Genomic DNA, 20,160 nt, shown 5'->3' with positions numbered 1-20,160 from the left:
CAGCTCTCCCGCAATGGATAACCCGCCGAGAGACCACAGCCGGTCTCTTCGCATTCGCCAGAGGCAGTCGACCATGCGCACGCTCCGCGTCTTCACGCTATCCGCAGTCATTACCGCCGTCCTCGCCGGTTGCTCGCCCGATGCGCCGGCACCGTCCGCGTCGGCCCCCCCGGCCGCAGCCTCGACCGCCGCGACCACGCCTGCCAACGACAACGCGGCCCTCGCCTCGGCCGTCGACACCTTCATCAAGGGCGCGTTCGAGCACAACCCGGTGTTTGCCGCCAACGCCGGCAAGCATGAGTACGACGGCAAGCTGCCCGACTACAGTCCCGCCGGCCTGAAGGCGACCGCCGACTGGCTGCATGCGCAGCGCGACACCTTCGCGGCGTTCAAGGACGACCGGCTGGACGCGCAGGGACGCTTCCGGCGCGACTACGTGCTGGCGACGATCGAGGGCCAGCTGTTCTGGCTGGAGGACTCGGGCTTCCCGTACAGCAACCCGGCCTTCTACACCGGCGACCTGTCGCCGAGCATGTACCTCACCCGTCCCTACGCGCCGCTGCCCGTGCGCATGGCCGCGTTCGTCCGCTACCAGGAGGCCCTGCCGCAGGCGCTGGCGCAGATCAAGGCCAACCTCAAGCTGCCGCTGCCGGCCTCGTACATCGAGCTGGGCGTGAACGCATTCGGCGGCTACGCCGACTTCTTCAAGGCCGACGTGCCGGGCATCTTCGCCGGGGTGAAGGACCCGGCCTTGCAGGCGCGCTTCAAGGCCAGCAACGCCGCCGCCATCAAGGCCTCGCGGGAGCTGGCCGACTGGCTGAAGGCGCAGAAGCCGCACGCCACCCAGGATTACGCGCTGGGCGCGGACAAGTTCTCCCGGATGCTGCGGGCGACCGAGCTGGTCGACCTGCCGCTGGACCAGCTCAAGGCCGCGGGCGAAGCAGACCTCGCGCGCAACACCGCGGCGCTCGAGTCCGCCTGCGCCCAGTACCTGCCGGGCAAGCCGCTGACCGCATGCGTGGCGAAGGTGAGCGCGGACAAGCCGGTCGGCGGCGCCGTCGCGGGCGCGCGTGCCCAGCTCGCCGGCCTGCGCCAGTTCGTCGTCGACAAGGATCTGGTGAGCATCCCCGGCACCGAGCAGGCCAAGGTCGAGGAAGCACCGCCGTTCAACCGCGCGAACTTCGCCTACATCGAGATCCCCGGTCCCTACGAGAAGGACCTGCCGTCGGTGTACTACATCGCGCCGCCGGATCCGTCCTGGTCCAAGGCCGAGCAGAAGGCCTATATCCCGGGCAAGGCGGACCTGCTGTTCACCTCCGCGCACGAGGTCTGGCCGGGACACTTCCTGAACTTCCTGCACGCCAACCGCGTGCAGTGGATCTTCGGCAAGCTCTATGTGGGCTACGCCTTCGCCGAAGGCTGGGCGCACTACGCCGAGGAGATGATGTTCGACGCCGGCGTCGACGGCGCCACGCCGGAGGTCCACATCGGCCAGCTGACCAACGCGCTGCTGCGCGACGTGCGCTTCCTGTCCGCCATCGGCCTGCATACCGGCGGCATGTCGCTGGCCCAGTCGGAGCAGATGTTCAAGGACAAGGCCTTCCAGGACCCGGGCAACGCCCGCCAGCAGGCCGCGCGCGGCACCTACGACCCGGCCTATCTCAACTACACGCTGGGCAAGCTGATGATCATGCAGCTGCGCCAGGACTGGACCGCAACGCATGGCGGCCGTGCGGCCTGGAAGGCGTTCCACGACCAGTTCCTGAGCTACGGCGGCCCGCCGATTCCGCTGGTGCGTGCGCAGATGCTGGGCGGCAAGCCGGAGGCGAAGCTGTGGTCGGCGAAGAGCGCAACCGGCGCGGCAACGACGGGCAGCACGTCGCTCTGATCCGGGTAGCGGCGTGAGTAAAAAAAGGCCCCGCTCGCGGGGCCTTTTTTTTGCATGCGAGGCGAGTTCTTCACTCCAAACGGGCGCCCCCGGGTCTGGAAAGTGCACTCTGACCCGGGATTTCCGATGTGGATCGTGCCCAAGGGCGTGCGCCACAACCCCGTCGCCGACGAGGAATGCCTCGTCCTGCTCATCGAACGAAAAACCACCCTTCACACCGGGGACGTGGTCACGGACAAGACCCGCTCCATCGCCGAGCAACTGGCGGGCTCGCCCGAGGCACGGGACTGAGTAGACGTCACCGGGTGAAGGGAACTCTGCCTTTGCGGTTGAGCGCTTTGACCCAGCGAGTATTGATTCCTCTAAGCGGCTCGACTCCATCGTCGATGTACTCATCGAGTGCCTGCTGTTCCTGGTCGCTGAGCTCCAATACTTTAGAAATACAGCCACAGGTAACCAGTTGCCCACCACAGAACGGGCAACGCTCCTTGGTACAGAACAGCTCGTGCAGCGCGCCGACGGCACAGCCACAGTCTTCACAGGATTGCTGCACGGTTTGTCCTGACGTGGATGAAAGCCAGACTACAAGCTTGGGGCCAGCGACGCCCCCCGCTTTCAGTAGCGATCGGGTTTACAGCCCGCCGTTAGTCCGAGGTACGCCACCCCTTTGCCGGCAAAGTGCACTCTGACCCGAGATTCCGCTGGCTGTGATGTCGGCGACCGTCGTCTTTCAGCCAGGGAAGAGGCAATTCGTTCGCGGACCGGATGACGCTTAGTTCCCTCCGTCCCCTTTGTTCGCGGGTCCCCTTTGTTCGCGGCTTTGTGGTGTCCGAGAGAGCGGGACCAGCCCACTCTGACTCCGTTCCTGTGCGTTCCTGTGCGATCCATCTTCTGTCGGCTAGAACAATGCTGCCAAGTTAAGGAAGTGCACTTTCCCTCGGGATTTGTTACATAGGTTTGGGCTTCCGCCAGAGAAACAGGGACGGCAATGAACCAACTAACCTTGGGCCAAGCGATCGATCAGATTCTCACTGCTCTCGAACCGCTTGAGGAAAGTGCGCGGAAGACCGCTCTGACGGCAGCCTGCATGCAGCTAGGGATATCTTTGCCCGAAGTTGGCACTCCTTCAGCGCAGTTTAGCCCTGGCATGACAACCCGAACCGGGCAAGCACCTGACGCCGGTCAAGACGTAGTGCCCACGCCCGCGGCGGCGCCACCTCCACAGCCAGCGGGCCGTCAAATCGACATTCGGACATTCAGAGAGCAAAAAAAACCATCTAGCGCGCGGCAAATGGCTTGCATAGTAGGCTTTTACTTGCAGGAACTCGCCCCTGCGAACGAGCGCAAAGAAACCATAAACACGTCCGATCTCGAAAAATATTTTAAGCAAGCGGGATTCAGGCTCCCTGGAAAAATAAACCAAATTCTTGCTGATGCGAAGGCAGCCGGATATTTTGACGTCCCTGCTCGCGGCGAATACAAACTGAACGCGGTTGGTTACAATCTCGTCGCGCACAATCTGCCAGCCGGCACAGACTGATGTCAGCTCACGTCACTAGCTTTATAGCGGACCTCGAGAAGCAACGAAAAGCGCTGAACGCCTTCAACGGAGCGCAAATACAATCAGCTAAAGTGCGAACTGCTCTCCGTTCCCTCGCGGAACGATATTTCACTGACATTCGCCCTACCTTGATCGACCATTCTGACGACCAAAGTCATATCAATGCAGTCAATTCTGCAATGCAACGTCTTGTGGAGCTGTGCCACAAGCGCGGAAGAGCCCGGGGATATATCGACCTCTTGAAAGAAGCCAAGGGTCACTTAATCCAGCTCGATAGCACACTGATATCATCAACCGCCCAGCAACAAAACGAGCAACAAGAAAAAACGCCCGTTGACGTTCGTATCATTACCACCCTGAGGGCTCTTGTTCCAAGCGCAGCGCTATCTTACGAACAAGCATTACTAGATCTGGCACTGCCCGAGCGCCTTTCATGGCGCGGACCGGCCACAGACTTACGAGAAGCCTTACGGGAAACCTTGGATAGACTCGCGCCTGACGACGAAGTGAGAGCAGTACCAGGCTACAAGGATGAACCGGATACCCGTGGCCCCACTATGAAGCAAAAGGTGCGCTTCATTCTACGCAATCGACAAATATCTCGAGCATTAGCCGCGACCACGGAAGATGCAACCAAATCTGTTGATGAGGCTATCGGCACCTTTGTTCGATCGGTCTATACAAGGTCTTCCGTCTCCACCCATACCCCTACAGATAAAAGAGAGGTGCTACGGATACTGGATCTAGTTCGCGTCGTCCTTTCTGAGCTGCTAGAGGTCCGATGACCTCCTCATCAAAGTCAGTCGCTGCACTTAATCACCAAGGAGAGGTTCCATGCCACTGTACAAAGACATAAATGGCGATTCTGGCGTTCAGGCGTATGATATCGGAGAAGGGGCAATTACTGTCCACTTCGAAAAAGGTGGTTCGTACTTGTACACGAACGCCAGCACTGGCGCGGATCACGTCGCCGAGATGCAACGGCTCGCCCAACTTGGGGACGGCCTTAATGCATACATCAACAAATATGTCCGCAAAAACTACGCGTTAAAACTGACGTAGTTTCCTACTTCCGCTCCTCTTCACTAAGCCGTTGCCGGTTCTCGATCAGTTCTGCCAAGTAGCCTAAGCTGTGACCCGCACACACCCAAAGCCCGCTGTGTGAGTCCTTAGCCAGAAAACCCGCCGCACGGGCTTCGTCAAGGTGACCGCGAACTGAGCGAAAGACCTCCGACTTGTCTGGCGGGTAAGGTCTTCCGGATTCTCTGGAAATGTCATCAAGTGGCATGACCGCTTTTCTAGCAGCTAGGCCGTTAGAGTTCTGCTGAGCCCGTGTATTTAGGGTGCCCACAAATGCGCAGTTGGCAAAAGGCTATCTAGGCACTCGAGCGACTGCGAGAAAAAAAGGCCGGCGCAATGCGCCGGCCTTTTCGTTTCAACTCTTGGTGGGCGGTACAAGGATCGAACTTGTGACCCCTACCATGTCAAGGTAGTGCTCTACCGCTGAGCTAACCGCCCAAGAGCCGCGAAGTTTAGCAAGGGTGGGGGTGAGATGCCAAGCTTTGCGTGCGGGGGATGAGAGAGCCAGAGGCCTCCCCCTCTCCCCCGGCCTTACCGGGGGAGAGGGAGCTGGAGCGGCGGGCTCAACTTTGCATGACCTGTTCGCGCAGCTTGTGGATCTGGTCGCGCAGGCGGGCGGCTTCCTCGAACTCCAGGTTCTGGGCGTGCTTGTACATCTGCCCTTCGAGCTTGCGAATGGCGGCGGCGGCCTGGGTGGCGGTGAGGTTGGCGTACTCCCCTGCCCCTTCGGCCACGGCCTTGCCGCGCACGCCCTTGGCGGCCTTGCCGCGGCCGCGGGTGGCGGGTTCGGCGCGGGCGCCTTCCATGATGTCGGCGATGCGGCGCACGACGGTCTGCGGGGTGATGCCGTTGGCTTCGTTGTAGGCGATCTGCTTCTCGCGGCGGCGGCTGGTCTCGTCCATCGCCGCCTGCATGGAGCGGGTGACCTGGTCGGCGTAGAGGATGGCCTTGCCGCGCACGTTGCGGGCGGCGCGGCCGATGGTCTGGATCAGCGAGCCGGTAGAGCGCAGGAAGCCTTCCTTGTCGGCGTCGAGGATCGCCACCAGCGAGACCTCGGGCATGTCCAGGCCTTCGCGCAGCAGGTTGATGCCGACCAGCACGTCGAACTCACCCAGACGCAGGTCGCGAATGATCTCGGTGCGCTCGACTGTCTCGATGTCCGAGTGCAGGTAGCGCACCTTCACGTCGTGCTCGGAGAGGTATTCGGTGAGGTTCTCGGCCATGCGCTTGGTCAGCGTGGTGACCAGCACGCGGTCGCCCATGGCGATGCGCTTCTTCGCCTCGCCGAGCAGGTCGTCGACCTGGGTGCGCACCGGGCGGACCTCGACCTCGGGATCCACCAGCCCGGTGGGGCGCACCACCAGCTCGACCACGGCGTCGCCGGACTTCTGCAGCTCGTAGTCGCGCGGGGTCGCCGAGACGTAGATGGTGCGCGGCGCGCGCTGCTCCCATTCCTCGAAGCGCAGCGGGCGGTTGTCCATCGCCGAGGGCAGCCGGAAGCCGAATTCGACCAGCGTCTCCTTGCGCGAGCGGTCGCCCTTGTACATGGCGCCGAGCTGCGGGACGGTGACGTGCGATTCGTCCACCACCAGCAATGCGTCGGGTGGCAGGTAGTCGAACAGGGTCGGCGGCGGCTCGCCGGGGCCGCGGCGCGTGAGATGGCGCGAGTAGTTCTCGATGCCCTGGCAGAAGCCGACCTCGGCCATCATCTCGATGTCGAAGCGGGTGCGCTGGTCCAACCGCTGCGCCTCGACCAGCTTGTTCTCATTGTAGAGATAGTCGAGCCGGTCCTTGAGCTCGACCTTGATCGTCTCGATGGCGTTCAGGACGCTCTCGCGGGTGCTGGCGTAGTGGGTGCGCGGGTAGACGGTGAAGCGCGGGATCTTGCGGAGCGTCTCTCCGGTGAGCGGGTCGAACAGCGAGAGGTTTTCCACGTCGCCGTCGAACAGTTCGATGCGCAGCGCCTCGGTTTCCGATTCGGCCGGGAACACGTCGATGATCTCGCCGCGCACGCGGTAGGTGCCGCGGCGCAGTTCCATCTCGTTGCGGGTGTACTGCAGCTCGGTGAGCTGGTGGATCAGCTTGCGCTGGTCCATGTGCTCGCCGACCGAGAGGATCAGGCGCAGCGAGAGGTAGTCCTCCGGGTCGCCCAGGCCGTAGATGGCCGAGACGGTGGCGACGATGATCGAGTCGCGCCGCGAGAGCAGCGCCTTGGTTGCGGCCAGGCGCATCTGCTCGATGTGGTCGTTGATCGAGGCGTCCTTCTCGATGAAGGTGTCCGAGGCGACCACGTAGGCCTCGGGCTGGTAGTAGTCGTAGTAGCTGACGAAGTACTCCACCGCGTTGTGCGGGAAGAACTCCTTGAACTCTCCGTAGAGCTGAGCGGCCAGCGTCTTGTTCGGCGCCAGCACCACGGTCGGGCGCTGCACCTGCTGGATCACGTTGGCGATGGTGTAGGTCTTGCCCGAGCCGGTGACGCCCAGCAGCGTCTGCGCGGCGAGGCCGGCCTCGAAGCCCTCGCTGAGTTTCGCGATGGCCTGCGGCTGGTCGCCGGAGGGCTGGTACGGGGAGACGAGCTGGAATCGGTCGGTCATGGCTGACGGATATGCGGGCGGATGGCCGATCTTAAAGCGGCCCTGCTGACAGGGCCTGTCAGCACAGGCTCACGGGATGACGGTGCCCAGGCCGCTTCCGGCGGTCGTGCATGCCGCGGATGATGCCCGTTCCTCGCAGGGAGCGATGGCATGGCAGGCACGCAGGGAAGCGGACGCCACCGTTCGCGCGGCATCACGCTGGTCGAGCAGGTCATGGTGGTGGCGATCCTGGCCATCCTGGCCGGCATCGCCAGCCCGTCGCTGGCCGGACTGGTGCGCCGCGGGCGGGCGCAGTCGGCGCAGATGGATTTCATCGAGGCGCTCGGCTATGCGCGCGGCGAGGCGGTACTGCGCCGCACGCGCGTGCTGTTCTGCCCGACCCGCGACCGCGTGCACTGCAGCGACGAGAGCCGGTGGGACGGTGGCTGGCTGGTCGGCGTCGACGGCAATCACGACAACCAGCCCGATGCCGCGCCGCTGCGGGTCGGCGACAGCCACACGCGCCTGGTGATCCGGAGCAGCGAGTCGCGCCGGCATGTGACGTTCCTTTCCGATGGCAGCGCCAGCGGGAGCAACCTCACCCTGCTCTTCTGCCACCCGCGTGGAGAGGACGAGCCGCTTGGCGTGGTGGTGTCGAACTCGGGGCGGGTGCGCGGGAGCCGGCCGCGGGGCAGGCGCGCCGAGCGCTGCCCGTAGCGCGCAGGCAGGTTCCCGCCATCACGGGCGCGGCAGCCGTCGAAAACGACCGGCTGGAGCCCGCCCCCGGGTTACACCGGTTGTTCACGGGCCGGGTGCCACAACCCGTAGCGGACTTCCATCGCGAGGTGCGCCATGGCTTACGGAGAACCGCCGAACCGCCGCCCGTCGCCGCCGACACCGCCGCCGGACGCCGCGCCATTGCTCGCCGCGGCACAGCGCCACCTGGACAGCGCAGGCGTCTCGGCCTGCGTGGTGCGCAGTCCGGATGGCGACCTGATGGTCGCCGCGGGATCGCCGTCGGACCGGCTTTTCGCCATGCTGGCGCAACAGGCGTCCTCGTCGTCCGGCGACCGGAGCGCCTGAGCCGGCACCCGGTATGCTCCGCCGCACCTCGGGCGGGGCAACGGCCCCGGGTCATCGCAGGAGCGCACCTGTGCGCGACCGGCCTGCATGGCGGTCGCGCAGCAGCGCGCATCTGCACGCTGCACGCGAAACGCGGACGCGATCGCAAAGAAAAAGGCCTTGCATCGCTGCAAGGCCTTCAAATATGGCGCCCGAAGTTGGACTCGAACCAACGACCCCCTGATTAACAGTCAAGTGCTCTAACCAGCTGAGCTATTCGGGCGGGGCGAGCTGCGTAGTTTGAATAGCGTCACGTGGGCTGTCAAGCGGCCGGAGCCGTCTCCGTGCCCTCCGCGCGCACGCGGTAGCAGGGCACGTAGGCCGAGCCCCCGGGGAGCTTCATGCGGTGCTGGCTGACGAAGGCCTGCAACAGTGCATCCAGCGCCCGCATGATGTCCGGCTCGCCGTCGATGTCGAACGGGCCGTTCTGTTCGATCGCGCGCACGCCCTCTTCCTTGACGTTGCCGGCGACGATGCCGGAGAACGCGCGGCGCAGGTCCGCGGCCAGTTCGTGGCGCGGACGGCCGCGGTGCAGCGCCAGCGCGCGCATCGCCTCGTGGGTGGGGCGGAACGGCATCTGGAAGGCGAAGGGGATGTCCAGCGCCCAGTTGAAGAAAAACGCGTCCTTGGTGTCCAGCCGATGGTTGCGCACCTTGTCGATGCCCTTGACCATCGCGCGCGCCACCGCCGCCGGGTCGTCGACGATGATCTGGTAATGCTGCGCCACTTCCTCGCCCAGGCTCAGCCTCAGGAATCGGTCGATCTGCTCGAAGTACGCGGCCGACTGCTTGGGCCCGGTGAAGATCAGCGGGAACGGAGTACCGGCGTTGGACGGATGCAACAGGATGCCGAGCAGGTAGAGGATCTCCTCCGCCGTGCCCACGCCGCCGGGGAACACCACGATGCCGTGGGCCATGCGGACGAACGCCTCCAGGCGCTTCTCGATGTCCGGCATGATCACGAGCTGGTTGACGATCGGATTGGGCGACTCGGCCGCGATGATGCCCGGCTCGGTGATGCCGATGTAGCGGTTGTTGCGCCGACGCTGTTTGGCGTGCGCGATGGTGGCACCCTTCATCGGGCCCTTCATGGCGCCCGGGCCGCAACCGGTGCAGATGTCCGTGCTGCGCAGGCCGAGCTGGTAGCCGACCGACTTGGTGTATTCGTACTCGTCGCGCGAGATCGAGTGACCGCCCCAGCAGACGACCAGGTTGGGGTCGATGTGCGGCTTGAGGATGCGAGCGTTGCGCAGGATCTCGAACACCGCGTGGGTAATGCCGACGGTGTCGTCCAGATCGAAACCGCCCTGCTCCAGCTGCGTGGCCACGTAGACGATGTCGCGCACCACCGCGACCAGAAGCTCGTTGATGCCGCGGATGATCTGGCCATCGACGAACGCCTGCGCGGGCGCGTGCGAGAGCTCGATCTTGATGCCGCGATCCTGCTGCAGCACCTGCACGTCGAAATCGGGGTACTGCTCGAACATCGAGCGCGGGTCGTCGCTGATGTTGCCGGAGGTAAGCACGGCCAGCGCGCAGCGGCGCAGCAGGGCGTGCAGTCCGGAACCGCTGGCATCGCGCAGGCGGGCGACTTCGTTGCGCGAGAGGATGTCCAGTCCGCCCGCCGGCGAAATCCGTGCACTGACGGTGGCGGGCCTGCCGGCGCGGCCGGCGTGGGTGTCATTCATTCTTGCCTTCTCCTTCCGCTGACGGCATCACGGCATCATGCCGTGGCGTGGCGGACCGCCTAGCTTCCCGCGGTCGCCAGACATGGTCAAGCGCGGCAGTGCTCCGCGGGAATCCCCAGTGGGCGATCGGCTTCCGCATAGCGAGGCTTCGGGGCCAGCGGCGTCCGAACCCAAAGAAAATGCCGGCGCCCTCGCGGGCGCCGGCATGATCGGACCTTCCTGGCCGAAGCCCTTTAGAACGTGTAGCGCAGCGTCACCATCGCCGACCAGCGCGAAACGACGCGGGTCGGATTCTGGCCGGACTCATACACGCCGACCTTGGTCGGCACGACGAAATCGCCGTTCTTGTCGCCGATCTGGTAGACGTACTTGCCATCCTGGACGCCGGCATAGCCCGCCAGGTTGCGGGTCTGGTACTGCACGTACGGCACGTTGCCCCAATCCTTGTTCAGCAGGTTGAGGAAGTTGTACACGTCCAGCCTCAGCTCACCCTTGTTGCCCTTGAAGAAGCCGGGCACTTCCTGGACGAAGCTCATGTCGAGCTGGTTCGTCCACGGCAGGTGATCGCCATTGCGGCCCGCGATCTGGCCGCGATGCGAGTCCAGGTACTTGTTGCTGGAGATGTAGTCCTGGAACTGCTGCACCACCGCGTCGCTCACCGGGTTGCCGTAGTAGTCGACATAGCCGCCCACCAGCGAGTCGTTGGTCTTGGGGATGTAGGCCAGGTCGTAGTAGCTGATCCCGTCGCCGTTGGCATCGCCGCTGTAGACCCAGCTGTAAGGCAGGCCGTCGTGGCCGACATACAGCGCCGACACCTGGGTGTTGTAGTCACCGAAGAAGTGGTGCTGCCAGGTCAGCGACAGCTTCAGGCTGCGCGGGATGTTGTAGGCGGACGTGCCGACGTCGTCGGTGTTGACGTTGACGCGCGGCGTGTACTGGTAGTTCGAGAACGCCTGCGAGCTGCCGCCCGGGTTGACCTCGGTCGCATGGCTGAGCGTGAAGCTGGCGTTGCCGAAGAAGCTGTCGGAGAACGGCTTCTTCAGGGCGAGCGTCAGGCTGTCCGACTTGCCCTTGTGCGTGTTGGTCAGCAGCGTCGACGCCGTGGAGAACGCCGGGTTGACGCCATTGTTGGGGTGGTTGCCGAAGGCATACGGGCCCGCACCGGGAACCGTCCAGTACTGCTCGCGACCATCGGGCAGCACGCCGGACGGCGTGCCCAGGTTGGTGGCCTGGTAGAGGATGCCGTCGCGCACCTGGATGTGCTGGTACTCGGCCGAGGCGACCATGCCCCACCACGGCAGCTCACGATCGAACGCCAGGGTAGCCTTCCAGACAGTCGGCAGGCGGAAGTCCTTGGAGATGGTATCGACCGGGCCGGCAATGGCGCAGGTGTCGGCCGTATTCACGTCCACGTTCTGATTGTAGGGATCCGGGCTGAAGGCAGGCCGGGCAGTGCACCCGAAGTTGGAGCGATAGCCGTACTTGTAGTCGACGATGGTCAAGCCATTGTTCTGGTACGGGTTGGTCATCCAGACGGTCGGCGGGTTGGTCTGGAACAGGCCCACGCCACCGCGCAACTGGGTCATCAGTTCGGTGTCGAAGGTGTAGTTGAACGACAGGCGCGGCTCGACGACGCGGTTGCTCGAGCCCACCGCGTAGTTGTTCGGATAGCCGAAGGCTTCGGTGGCCGCCGCGTTATAGGGCGGCTTGTGATCGGAGTACGGGATGTCCACGCGCACGCCGTACTGCAGCGACAGGTTGTCATTGACCTGCCAGGTGTCCTGCAGGAACGGGCTGTACTGGCGATAGGTCCAGCGCGCGGCGATGTCGTTCACCGACAGGTCGCCCGCCGGCTGGTACAGCTCGTAGCTGTCGTAATTGCCCGCCGCGAAGTCTTCGATGCTGTTGAAGACGTAGTTGCCGAACTCGGTGCGGCCGAACAGGTTGTAGATCTTGTCCTGCTCGAAGGCCACGCCGCCCTTGATGGTGTGATCGCCCGCGTAATACGTGCCGGCCAGGAACGCCGTCCAGCGCTTGGTCTGGATGTTGTTGTAGTGGCGATACTGGTCTTCGCCGAGGTTCACCGCAGGCGAGCGGAAGCCATCGGCGTGCACCTGGATGGACGGCTGGTCGACGGGACCGCCGGCATCCTGGGTGAACTGCTGCAGGCCGACCTTGGCCTCGGTCGAGAAGTTCTCGGTCCAGTCGTCGAACAGGTGGACCACCGAGTTCTCGGTGAGGCTGTTGGTGGTGTACCAGTAGCTGCTCAGGCCGACCGTGGTGTTGCCGTTGCCGTTGACCTTGGGGTACGACTCCTTCGTACGCTGGTAAGTGAAGCTGGCACGATGGTTGTTGGTGATGTTCCAGTCCAGCTTGGCAAGATAGCGGTCATCGGTCAGATTGGTGCTGCCGCCAGCGACGGTACCCGGAACGAGGCCGTACTGGTTGATGGCAATGTCCCTGATGCGCTCGATGTCGCCCGGCGACACCGCCGAGGCCGACGACGGGCCATCGCCCAGGCTCGGGTCATACGCCACGTTGGACGAGGAGCCGATGGCGGTGGTCTTCTGCTTCTCGGCCGAAACGAAGAAGAACAGCTTGTCCTTGATGATGGGACCGCCGATGGTCAGGCCCTTGGTCGTGTCCACGCCGTAGCCGTGGTAACCGTAGTTCGGGTCGTCCTTGTCGAGATAACCCGCGTCACCGACCAGGTGCGAGGCATTGCGGTAGGCGTAGTAGGCCGAACCGTGGAAGTCGTTGGTGCCCGACTTGGTGACGGCGTTGATCTCCGCGCCGACGCTGTCGGAGACGACGTCGAAGTTGGCGGTGGAGATGTTGTACTCCGCGATGGTGTCCGGCGAGATCGGCGAACCCTGGTAGGGCATGCCGTTGGCGTTCAGGCCGAACGGGTCGCCCTGGGAGACGCCGTCCACGCTGATGTTGTTGTAACGGGTGTTCTGGCCGTTCGCGGAGATCGCGCCCGAGCCGATGTCGGTGACCGTGATGCGAGGATCGAGGCGCGCCACGTCGTCGATCGAGCGGTTGCCCTGCGGCGTGGCCGCCAGCTCGCGCTGCGAGACGTTGGTCGACAGGCCCTTGTTGTCGGGCGTGAAGGTGTTCATCAGCGCCGAGGCGGTGACGGTCACGGCGCCGAGGTTCTGCGCCTCGACGGCGGCCATCTTCAGGTTGACCGCGGAGGTCTGGCCCAGCTGCAGGTAGACGTTGTCCTGCTCGCCCTGGGTCAGGCCGGACTTGGTTGCGGTGATGTCGAACGGACCACCCACGCGCAGGCCCTGCGCGGTGTAGCGGCCGGAGGCGTCGGTGGTCACCACCTTGGTGGTGCCCGAAGGCTCATGGACGATCGTGACGGTGGCGTTGGCGACCGGCTGGCCCGAGGCGTCGACCACCTGTCCGGCAACCGCCGAGGAGGTGACGTTCTGCGCAATCGCAGGCGCCGCACCGACCGCCAGCAGGGTGGCGATGGCGAACGGCAGGGCCTTGGCACGAATTGGACTGTTCATCGTTATATCGACCTGTATTGGTTTGCAACGGAAAATTCGATGTCGGAACAAAAGCACGCCCGATGCCGGGCCTCGGGCCAGGCATGCGTCGCGTGTTGTGTTTCCCCTAACTATCTGGCGCCAGCTATCGTCCAGCGGCGATGGGACCGCCCCATCTACCGACCAATTGTTAAGCAAACTTAACGATAGTTTATGACAAGAGCGAGACCGAATCACCTTTTTTTCGCGAGGGAGATTCAGCCGCCGGCCTTGCCCAGGTAGCGCGCCCGCTTGGCAGGCTTGAGGTTGGCGAGGTCGAGCATCACCAGACCGTCGACGCATCCGGAGAACCCCGGGTCCTCGCCGAAATCCAGGAATTGCACGCCTTCGGGCTCGACCAGGTCGACGTACTGGCGGTAGAGCACCGGCAGGCTCACGCCCAACGCGTCCAGGTGGTGCTTGAGTTTGCCCAGGCCTTCCTGCGCACCGAGGCCCTCGAGGGCCTGGCGCACCAGCCCGATCACGCCGGGTGAGATCACGAACGGTTGCCGCGCGGAGGCCAGGCCCGGGGTGCCGAAGTAGTGCTGGTGGGCGGCGGCAATCCACTCGCGCGCCTCGCGCGGCAGGCTGACCGACATGCTCACCGGGCCGAACAGGTACCGCAGTTCCGGATGGCGCTGCAGGTACAGGCCGATACCCTGCCACAGCTGATCCAGGGCGCGCGAGCGCCAGTACGCCGGCGCGATGAAGCTGCGACCCAGTTCCAGTCCCTGCGCCAGGCGCGATTCCAGCGCCGGCGAGTAGTTGAACAGGCTCGCGGTATAGAGCCCGCCCAGGCCGCGCTCGGCGATCAGCCGCCCACCGTGGCCGAAGCGGTAGGAACCGACGATGCGCAGTGCGGCCGGGTCCCACAGCAGCAGGTGTTCGTAGTGCGGGTCGAACGCGTCCAGGTCGCGCCGGGCGTTGGTGCCCTCGCCCACCTTGCGGAAGGTGAGCTCGCGCAGGCGACCGATCTCGCGCAGCACCGCGCTGTCGGCCGCTCCCTTGAACAGCCACGCCTGCTTGCCGTCGCCCAGTTCTGCCAGCTTCTCGCCTTGCGCCTGCAGTTCGGCGGCCACCCGTTCGGCCGGTTCCGGATGGGCCAGCGGCACCTGGCCGCCAAAGACCAGTCCGCGCCGGCGCCCGACCCGATAGACATGCCGGCGCATGAGCCGGGCGGCCCGTTCGGGCGAGTCACCGCTGCGCTCGAACAGCTCTACGGCGCTCACCAGCGCACCTACGCTGAAGCCGATCCGGCGCTTGATCGGCGCCACCGCCTCACGCGGCAGCATGGCCGTGCTGAGCGGCTTGGCCAGCATGGACAGGCCGTAGAACACCGCCGAGTTGCGCGCGGCCACATGCACCGGCAGCACCGGCGCGCCGCTGCGCCTGGCCAGTCGCGCGAAACCGTCGGACCAGCGTCCGTCGCGCACGCCGCCGGGGCCCATGCGCGAGACCTCGCCGGCGGGAAACACGATCAGCGCCTCGCCGCGCTCCAGCGCGCGATAGATGCCGCGGAGCTTCGACGCGGCGCCCTTGCCGAACACGTCCACCGGCAACAGCAGTCGCCGCAGCGGCTCGATGCCGGCCAGCCAGTCGTTCCCCAGGATGCGTGCGTCCGGGCGCACCGAGCCGACCAGGTGCAGCAGACCGAGCGCGTCGACCATGCCCAGCGGGTGGTTGGCGACGACGAGTACGGGCCCGTCCACCGGGATGTGCTCGCGCTCGCGCGGGCTGACGTGGTAACTCGCACCGAGCTGCTCCAGCGCACGCTCGACGAAATCGAAACCCTCTGCCGGGCTTACCGCGTCGAGCACGCGGTTGAAGCCGGCCTCGTCCGCCAGGCGCCCAAGCAATCCCGCCACCGGTCGGCGGAGCCGCGGATGCTGTGCCAGCCAGGGCATACGTTCAACGAGGCTACGTTCGACGCTGAGCATGACCGTCCTCCTGATTTTCACCGTCCATGCTGGCGGACAAGTATGACAGCAGCGGGACCACGCTCGAGGCGTCCGGCGGCGCCCGCCGGCCGGGTTTCAGCCAGCGGCTCGTCACACCTGCATGTGCAGGAATGCCGCCACGCCACCCATGAACATCTGCACCGAGAGCGCGATCAGCAGCATGCCCATCACGCGCTCGAGCGCGGTCAGCACGCTTTCGCCCAACCAGCGGAACAGGTAGGTGGAGGACAGCAGGATCGCCGATGTCGCAAGCCACGCCAGCAGCAGCGCGGTGGCCCAGTCGGCGGTGCGGCCAGGCGAGGTATTGGTCAGCAGCAGCAGCGCTGCCATGGCCGAGGGACCGGCCACGCCGGGGATCGCCATCGGCACGATGAAGGGTTCGCCCTCGCCCGGCTTGCCGAAGATGCCGCCTTCCGGCGGCGGGAACACCATGCGGATGCCGATCAGGAACAGCACGATGCCGCCGGCGATGCTGATCGACTCCTGGCGCAACTGCAGAAGCTTGAGGATGTGCTGGCCACCGATCAGGAAGCCCAGCAGCACGCCCAGTGCGATCAGCAGCTCGCGGATCATTACCACGCGCCGGCGCTTGGGCGGCACATGCTTGAGCAGGCTCAGGAAGAACGGCACGTTGCCGAGCGGATCCATGATCAGGAACAGCAGGATGCCCGCCGAGAGGGTGGTCATCTGCGTTTCCATGGCGCGTTTCCTTCTATCAGGCTGGAGAGCATTGTAGGAGCCCGCTTGCGGGCGATGCCCTCTACCGCGGCGCAAAAACATCGCCCGCAAGCGGGCTCCTACAGGGGCATCGGGATCAGGGTTGGCGCAGGTCCAGCATCGCGCCGCGCGCGACCGCACCCTGTGGACCGAGCAGCCACACCGCGGCCCCGGCCGCGGCATCGGGCAGCGGCTGCGTGTTCGGATCCTCGCCGAAGTAGGCCAGGTGCCGCAGCGCCGTGCGCATGGGCGCCGGCAGCAGCGCGTGCACGCGGATGGCGGTGGTGTCGGTCTCCTGGTGCAGGATCTCGACGAAACGCTCCAGCGCCGCCTTGGACACGCCGTAGGCGCCCCAGTGCGCGCGGTTGACCAGGTCAGGGTTGTCCAGCACGAACACCACCGACGCATCGGGCGACTTGGCCAGCAGCGACAGGCAGGCCTGGGTCAGGGCGAACGGTGCGGATACGTTGATGTGCATCGTGCGCAGCCATTCGTCCGGCTTGTGCATGCCGATCGGAGTGAGACCACCGAAACTGGCGGCGCAGTGCACGATGCCGTCCAGCCGGCCGAGGTTCTGCCCGATCCCGTCGGCCAGCGCCTCGTAGTCGCGCGGCGTGGCCGCTTCCATGTCCAGCGGATGGATGACCGGCTCGGGCAATTGCTCGCCAACGATCAGGTCGTAGAGCTGTTCGAGCTGGCGCTTGCGCTTGCCGGTGATCACCACGGTCGCACCCGCACGCGCCGCGGCCAGCGACACCGCGCGTCCGAGGCCGCCGTAGGCGCCGGTCACCAGCACCACGCGGCCGGCCAGGCTCTCGGCCGCGGGCGCGATGTCCTGCGGCGGGCGTACGGTCGGCAGCGTCATGCGCGCACCGCCCCGCTGACGTCGAGGGCCATGCGCGCCAATTCGCCGGAGGACTTGAGATCCTCGACGATGTCGCAGCCACCGATCAGCTCGCCCTGGATGAACAGCTGCGGGAACGTCGGCCAGTTGGCGAAATGCGGCAGCGCGGCGCGCACCTCCGGATCGGCCTGTACGTTGACGGCATGGAAGCTTGCGCCCGAGTCCTTCAGCGCCCGCGCGGCGCGGGCGGAAAACCCGCACATCGGGAACTGCGGCGTGCCCTTCATGAAAAGAACCATCGGGTGCTCGGCGAGCACTGCCTTGATTCGCTCGTTAACGTCCATAGCTCGGGAGTTCTACAATGCGTGCAGGACCACAAGTGTATCAGTCGGCGCACGGCCCGCCGCCCGGCAGGCCCCGCCCGGCTTCCCCTTAGCCACAAGCCCAAGGAGTCCCTCATGGCGATCGAACTTCCCCCCCTCCCGTACGAAAAGAACGCACTGGAGCCGCACATTTCCGCCGAGACGCTGGAGTTCCATCACGACAAGCACCACGCCGCGTACGTGACCAACCTCAACAAGCTGATCGCCGGCACCGAGTTCGAGGGGATGGCGCTCGAGGAGATCGTCCGCAAGTCGTCCGGCGGCGTGTTCAACAACGCCGCGCAGACCTGGAACCACACCTTCTACTGGAACTCGATGAAGCCCAACGGCGGCGGCGAGCCGACCGGCAAGCTGGCCGACGCGATCAACAAGGCGTTCGGCTCGGTCGACAAGTTCAAGGAGGAGTTCGCGAAAATGGGCGCGGGCAACTTCGGCTCGGGCTGGACCTGGATGGTGCAGCGCCCTGACGGCTCGCTGGGCATCGTCAACACCTCCAACGCGGGCACGCCGATCACCGGCAGCGACAAGCCGCTGTTCACCTGCGACGTGTGGGAACACGCCTACTACATCGACTACCGCAACGCCCGTCCGAAGTATCTGGAAAACTTCTGGAACGTGGTGAACTGGGAATTCGCCGCCGGCAACATGGCCTGACCGGCGCCCGGGTCCAGACAGAAAAAGCGGAGCTTCGGCTCCGCTTTTTCTTTGCCTTGGCGACCGGGTTTCAGCCTGCCGACGGGGGGATCAGCCGAGCATCTGCAGGACAGGCCCGGCCTGACCCTCGCGCCCCAGCGCCCGGGCGACACTACCCACCCGCTCGATGAGTGCCGCCGCATCCGGTGCGCACACCGTGGCGTGTCCCACCTTGCGCCCCGGGCGCGCCTGCTTGCCGTAGTCGTGCCAGTGCGCGTCGGTCGTCGTGAGCACCGGCACCGGGTCGGGCAGCTCGCCGATCCAGTTGAACATGCACGACAACCCGCGTGCACCGGTATCGCCCAGCGGCATGCCGAGCACGGCGCGTACGTGGTTCTCGAACTGGCTGGTGTGCGCGCCCTCGATGGTCCAGTGGCCGGAGTTGTGCACGCGGGGGGCCATCTCGTTGCCCAGCAGCTGGCCGTCCTTGACGAACAGCTCCAGTGCGAACACGCCCACGTAGTCCAGCCGTTCGGCCAGCGTGCGGGCCAGCCCGGTGGCGCGGCGTTGCAGATCCTCGATGTCCGGGGCCGGTGCCAGGCTCAGGCTCAACACCCCGTCGGTATGCCAGTTGCGGGTGAGGGGCCAGGTACGGAAATCGCCCTCGCGGCTGCGCACGGCGATCACCGAGAGCTCGCGCTCGAACGGCACGAATGCTTCCAGGATCAGCCCGTGCGCGGCGCCCTGCGCGCCCAGGGCGGCCCAGGCGGCGTCGGCGTCGGCAGCCGTCTTCAGGCGGAACTGGCCCTTGCCGTCGTAACCCAGGCGGCGGGTCTTGAGGATGGCCGGCGCGCCGACTTCGGCGATCGCACGGTCCAGATCCTGCCGGGCATCCACCGGCACGAAGGCGGGCGTGTCCAGCCCGCATTCGCGAAAGAGGGTCTTCTCGGCGAGCCGGTCCTGCGCGACCGCCAGCGCGCTGGGCACCGGCGAGACGGCCACGCGCCCGGCGAGCCAGTGCGCGGTTTCGGCCGGCACGTTCTCGAAATCGAAGGTGACCACGTCGACCATGGAGGCGAAGCGCTCCAGCGCTTCGTAGTCATTCCAGTCCGCGACCACCAGCGGCGCGACCTGCCCGGCACAGGCGTCGGCAACGCTGTCGACCACCAGCGTCTTGACGCCTAGCGGTGCACCGGCGAGCGCCAGCATGCGCGCCAGCTGGCCCCCGCCCAGGATGCCCAGTACGGGTTGGCGACGTTCGCTCATGCGCGCGGGTCCGGCTGGTCGAGCACGCCTTGCGTCTGCCGGGTGCGATAGGCGTCCAGCGCCTGTGCGATGGACGGTTCGTGCAGCGCCAGCACGGACGCGGCGAGCAGGCCCGCGTTCACCGCACCGGCACGACCGATCGCCAGCGTGCCGACCGGGATGCCGGCCGGCATCTGCGCGATGGAAAGCAGCGAGTCCATGCCGTTGAGCGCCTTGGACTGCACCGGCACGCCCAGCACCGGCAGCCGCGTCTTGGCGGCCAGCATGCCCGGCAGGTGGGCGGCGCCGCCGGCGCCGGCGATGATCACCTGGATGCCGCGGCCGATCGCCTCCTCGGCATAGCGGAACAGAAGGTCCGGCGTGCGGTGGGCGGACACCACGCGCACCTCGTGGGGCACACCCAGTTGGTCAAGAACGGCGGCGGCGTGTTCCATGGTTTCCCAGTCCGAACGGGAACCCATCACCACGCCCACACGGGCCGGCTTGGCGGTCGAAGTCATGGTTCTGCCATCCCAAAAGGGCTATTGTACGGGCTTTCCGCACGACACCCCACCACCATGGACAAGCGCCTGCTCGACATCCTGTGCTGCCCGGTCAGCAAGACGCCCGTCCGCGTGCTTGCGCGCGGCGAGCTGGAGGCGGTCAATGCCGCCATCGAACGCGGCGAAGTCGACACGGTCGCCGGCGCCCGGGTAAGCGAGCGGCTGGGCGAGGGCCTCATCACCGTCGACGGCAAGGTGATCTACCGCGTCGACGACGGCATCCCGGTGATGCTCCCCGAGGAAGGGATCGGCACGGTGCAGTTGAACGGCTTTCCTGCGGCTGCCTGAAGCGACCTTCCGGAAAAGTGACCGCCGCCATGCTTTTATACAAAGCGTGGACTAATGTGTACGCCAATGCATGGCTGGT

The 20,160-nt window shown here is 65.5% G+C and carries 19 protein-coding genes and 2 tRNA genes; 9 read left to right on the top strand and 12 right to left on the bottom strand.

All coding sequences use genetic code 11. The features are described from left to right. Positions 1-73 precede the first annotated feature (73 nt). On the top strand, positions 74-1,888 hold the full coding sequence (locus LQ771_RS04020) for a DUF885 domain-containing protein (protein WP_231351089.1): 1,815 nt from the start codon (positions 74-76) through the stop codon (positions 1,886-1,888). Between the two features lie 126 nt (positions 1,889-2,014). Beyond that, complete coding sequence (locus tag LQ771_RS04015) at positions 2,015-2,179, top strand: cupin domain-containing protein (RefSeq protein ID WP_231351088.1); 165 nt, start codon at positions 2,015-2,017, stop codon at positions 2,177-2,179. 7 nt (positions 2,180-2,186) lie between these two features. Here the strand turns inward: LQ771_RS04015 and LQ771_RS04010 are convergent, their stop codons facing one another. Beyond that, positions 2,187-2,441 (bottom strand): hypothetical protein, encoded by a 255-nt coding sequence (locus LQ771_RS04010; protein WP_231351087.1) that lies wholly within the window; start codon positions 2,439-2,441, stop codon positions 2,187-2,189. Between the two features lie 435 nt (positions 2,442-2,876). Between LQ771_RS04010 and LQ771_RS04005 the strand changes: the two genes are divergently transcribed. Genes LQ771_RS04005 through LQ771_RS03995 form a run of 3 tightly spaced genes read left to right on the top strand, consistent with a single transcriptional unit; the run spans position 2,877 to position 4,511 of the window. Next, on the top strand, positions 2,877-3,428 hold the full coding sequence (locus LQ771_RS04005; RefSeq protein ID WP_231351086.1) for a hypothetical protein: 552 nt from the start codon (positions 2,877-2,879) through the stop codon (positions 3,426-3,428). Then, positions 3,428-4,234 carry a pPIWI-associating nuclease domain-containing protein gene (locus LQ771_RS04000; RefSeq protein ID WP_231351085.1) on the top strand — a complete coding sequence of 269 codons (807 nt, stop codon included), beginning with the start codon at positions 3,428-3,430 and terminating at the stop codon, positions 4,232-4,234. The genes LQ771_RS04005 and LQ771_RS04000 overlap by 1 nt, the downstream gene beginning before the upstream one ends. Before the next feature lie 49 nt (positions 4,235-4,283). Further along, positions 4,284-4,511, top strand: coding sequence for a hypothetical protein (locus tag LQ771_RS03995; RefSeq protein WP_231351084.1), 228 nt, complete (start codon positions 4,284-4,286; stop codon positions 4,509-4,511). Between the two features lie 381 nt (positions 4,512-4,892). Here LQ771_RS03995 and LQ771_RS03990 read toward each other — a convergent pair. Beyond that, positions 4,893-4,967 (bottom strand) — tRNA-Val (locus tag LQ771_RS03990). A gap of 125 nt (positions 4,968-5,092) precedes the next feature. After that, a complete protein-coding gene (gene uvrB, locus LQ771_RS03985) occupies positions 5,093-7,123 on the bottom strand; it encodes an excinuclease ABC subunit UvrB (protein WP_231351083.1) in 2,031 nt (676 codons plus the stop codon). A 150-nt stretch (positions 7,124-7,273) separates the two neighbouring features. On the opposite strand from uvrB, the gene LQ771_RS03980 reads away from it, so the two are divergent. After that, the gene (locus LQ771_RS03980; protein WP_231351082.1) at positions 7,274-7,819 is read left to right on the top strand and encodes a GspH/FimT family pseudopilin; all 546 of its coding nucleotides are present in this window, start codon (positions 7,274-7,276) and stop codon (positions 7,817-7,819) included. Between the two features lie 135 nt (positions 7,820-7,954). Continuing rightward, the gene (locus LQ771_RS03975) at positions 7,955-8,185 is read left to right on the top strand and encodes a hypothetical protein (protein WP_231351081.1); all 231 of its coding nucleotides are present in this window, start codon (positions 7,955-7,957) and stop codon (positions 8,183-8,185) included. Between the two features lie 185 nt (positions 8,186-8,370). Here the strand turns inward: LQ771_RS03975 and LQ771_RS03970 are convergent. From LQ771_RS03970 to grxD, 7 genes are all read right to left on the bottom strand, one after another. Continuing rightward, positions 8,371-8,447 (bottom strand) — tRNA-Asn (locus tag LQ771_RS03970). A 39-nt stretch (positions 8,448-8,486) separates the two neighbouring features. Next, complete coding sequence (gene ppnN, locus LQ771_RS03965; RefSeq protein WP_231351080.1) at positions 8,487-9,911, bottom strand: nucleotide 5'-monophosphate nucleosidase PpnN; 1,425 nt, start codon at positions 9,909-9,911, stop codon at positions 8,487-8,489. Between the two features lie 233 nt (positions 9,912-10,144). Continuing rightward, positions 10,145-13,432: a TonB-dependent receptor gene (locus LQ771_RS03960; RefSeq protein ID WP_231351079.1), complete on the bottom strand. Its 3,288-nt coding sequence runs from the start codon at positions 13,430-13,432 to the stop codon at positions 10,145-10,147. Between the two features lie 236 nt (positions 13,433-13,668). After that, a complete protein-coding gene (gene olsF / locus LQ771_RS03955) occupies positions 13,669-15,387 on the bottom strand; it encodes a bifunctional ornithine lipid synthase OlsF (RefSeq protein ID WP_231351078.1) in 1,719 nt (572 codons plus the stop codon). Between the two features lie 111 nt (positions 15,388-15,498). Then, the gene (locus LQ771_RS03950; RefSeq protein WP_231351848.1) at positions 15,499-16,095 is read right to left on the bottom strand and encodes a YhgN family NAAT transporter; all 597 of its coding nucleotides are present in this window, start codon (positions 16,093-16,095) and stop codon (positions 15,499-15,501) included. Positions 16,096-16,222: 127 nt separating this feature from the next. Beyond that, a complete protein-coding gene (locus LQ771_RS03945; protein ID WP_231351077.1) occupies positions 16,223-16,990 on the bottom strand; it encodes an SDR family NAD(P)-dependent oxidoreductase in 768 nt (255 codons plus the stop codon). Then, entirely contained in the window at positions 16,987-17,313 is a 327-nt protein-coding gene (gene grxD, locus LQ771_RS03940; protein ID WP_231351076.1) for a Grx4 family monothiol glutaredoxin, read from the bottom strand. The genes LQ771_RS03945 and grxD overlap by 4 nt, the downstream gene beginning before the upstream one ends. A 114-nt stretch (positions 17,314-17,427) precedes the next feature. On the opposite strand from grxD, the gene LQ771_RS03935 reads away from it, so the two are divergent. Next, positions 17,428-18,006 (top strand): superoxide dismutase, encoded by a 579-nt coding sequence (locus tag LQ771_RS03935; protein ID WP_231351075.1) that lies wholly within the window; start codon positions 17,428-17,430, stop codon positions 18,004-18,006. 90 nt (positions 18,007-18,096) lie between these two features. Here the strand turns inward: LQ771_RS03935 and LQ771_RS03930 are convergent, their stop codons facing one another. Together LQ771_RS03930 and purE are read right to left on the bottom strand one after the other, a co-directional pair. Then, a complete protein-coding gene (locus LQ771_RS03930) occupies positions 18,097-19,251 on the bottom strand; it encodes a 5-(carboxyamino)imidazole ribonucleotide synthase (protein ID WP_231351074.1) in 1,155 nt (384 codons plus the stop codon). Then, a complete protein-coding gene (gene purE, locus LQ771_RS03925) occupies positions 19,248-19,751 on the bottom strand; it encodes a 5-(carboxyamino)imidazole ribonucleotide mutase (RefSeq protein WP_231351073.1) in 504 nt (167 codons plus the stop codon). The genes LQ771_RS03930 and purE overlap by 4 nt, the downstream gene beginning before the upstream one ends. A 57-nt stretch (positions 19,752-19,808) precedes the next feature. Between purE and LQ771_RS03920 the strand changes: the two genes are divergently transcribed. Further along, the gene (locus LQ771_RS03920) at positions 19,809-20,081 is read left to right on the top strand and encodes a Trm112 family protein (RefSeq protein WP_231351072.1); all 273 of its coding nucleotides are present in this window, start codon (positions 19,809-19,811) and stop codon (positions 20,079-20,081) included. The last annotated feature ends 79 nt before the right edge of the window (positions 20,082-20,160 follow it).

The sequence above is a fragment of the Frateuria soli genome (genome assembly GCF_021117385.1).
GTDB classification, from domain to species: domain Bacteria; phylum Pseudomonadota; class Gammaproteobacteria; order Xanthomonadales; family Rhodanobacteraceae; genus Frateuria_A; species Frateuria_A soli.
This window is presented reverse-complemented; position numbering and strand designations above follow the sequence as displayed.